Below are 1,709 nucleotides of genomic sequence, written 5' to 3'. Positions count from 1 at the left end.
AAAACGGCCCCCTCGGCTACCCCACCAGCGCCCAAAACTGCACCACCACCAACACCACCTGCACCCAAACCTTCACCGGCGGAAAAATCACCTGGACACCCTCACGCGGCGCCTATATCGGGTAGGTCCCGCCGGCTCGCCGCCGCCCCCACGACCCACCGCCCGCCACCGGCCCAACCCGCTGGATTGCCGCACCATAAGCGCACGAATAGATCCCGATCCTCAAGGGATTGGCAAGTTCACCCCTATTCAGCGGACCGGCGGAAATCCAGTCCCTAAACTACTTTGATTTCCCGGCCGCTCCGGGGGAACCGCCAAGTACCGCTCGCGGCCCCGCGTACTCTCAAGGAAACGATGAAAATCAAACGGATGTTGGCAACGCATCTCTGTGCGGCGCTCCTCGCTGCGGCAACATTGACGGGACTCGCGGCTGCGCCGGCGACGGCGATCGCCGTTCCGCCGGTCGCTGAAGCGACCACGCCTGAACCGCCGGCTGTTGAGCAGACCGGCGGCGCACCCACATCCGTCCACACGTTCCAAACCCCGCCTGCGCAGGGCGCCAAGGGCGCGGCGACACGCGCACTAAGCACAGAGGCCTACTCCCTTGCCCGGTCCGGCGTCATCAAGGTGCGGCTCGTGACCGTCCAACTGACTGACGTGAAGGCCGCTATTTCGATGGACTCGGCTGTCTCGGCCATCCGGGCCACCAGCAATTACTGGGAACGCATGTCGAACGGCAGGCTTTCAATGAGCGTGGCCAGCACCGAAACGTTCACCAGCCGCAAGGCCTCGTCGCAGCAGAGCTACCCGGACATGATGAACACAATCACCAACGAACTTGGATGGGTCGCCAGTCCGTATACCGCCCTAGTGGTATTCGTGTCCTCCCCGACGCTCTCCAACGGCGCCTACGGCGCCGGGTGGAGCTACAACGGCACCAGCGGGCGCGTCATCATGCCGCAGCCCGCGTCCTTGACCAGAAGCGTCCTAACGCACGAGTTCGGCCACGTGCTGGGTCTCATGCACGCCAACAGCCTCGAGTGCGGCAGCGGCCGCCAGGACGTCGCGACGAGGGCGGACGGCTCCTTCACCGACTCGACCTGCAGGGTCCGAGAATACGGCGACACCATGGACCTCATGGGCGTGTCACAGACCACACAACCAACAATCAGCTCGCCGTTGTGGGACTTCGGCGGTTTCGGCACGGGACGCGAGATATTGAACGTCGGAAAGGCCAGCACCAGCAACACCTATCGGCTCACGGCGTGGGCAGGGCAAGCGGACAACCGCGCCCTTAAGTTCACTGACCCGAGGAGCGGGGAAATCTATTATCTGGAGCTTCGACTCCCTGTTGGCTTCGACAGAACGACAGCAATCAATGGCAACCGCGGAGTCAAGATCGTTCAACAGTTCGGGTCGGGTTCCCTGGTCCTGATGCCCAATACACGACGCTTTGCCGGTTACTACAGCGCGAACCACGCCTGGCAGGCAGGCCAGACCTTCACTACCCACGCCGGGACCAGCGTCACCGTCAACTGGATCTCCGACAGCGCTGCGAGTGTGACCGTCGAGTCGACTCCGGCTGCCGCCGTGAAGGCGATTGCGGAGCTGACCTCGTCGTCGTCGGTGATGGGTTCTGCGACGTCGGGGATCACGTGTGGCCTGCGTGGCGGGGGCTGTTTCCAGGGGTTTGCCAAGGGCGTGGTCAT

Annotated in this window: 2 protein-coding genes; both read left to right on the top strand. The window is 63.6% G+C overall.

Annotated elements, in window-relative coordinates:
* Positions 1-125, top strand: a 125-nt coding sequence (locus tag ABIC21_RS19280) for a hypothetical protein (RefSeq protein ID WP_354351982.1), incomplete at its 5' end; no start/stop codon positions are given.
* Between the two features lie 229 nt (positions 126-354).
* On the top strand, positions 355-1,709 hold a 1,355-nt coding region (locus tag ABIC21_RS19275), incomplete at its 3' end, for a M12 family metallo-peptidase (protein ID WP_354351981.1).

Source organism: Pseudarthrobacter sp. PvP090 (assembly GCF_040547365.1).
Classification (GTDB): Bacteria; Actinomycetota; Actinomycetes; order Actinomycetales; family Micrococcaceae; genus Arthrobacter.
The sequence above is the reverse complement of the archived record's forward strand: the minus strand, read 5'-3'. Positions and strand labels throughout refer to the sequence as shown.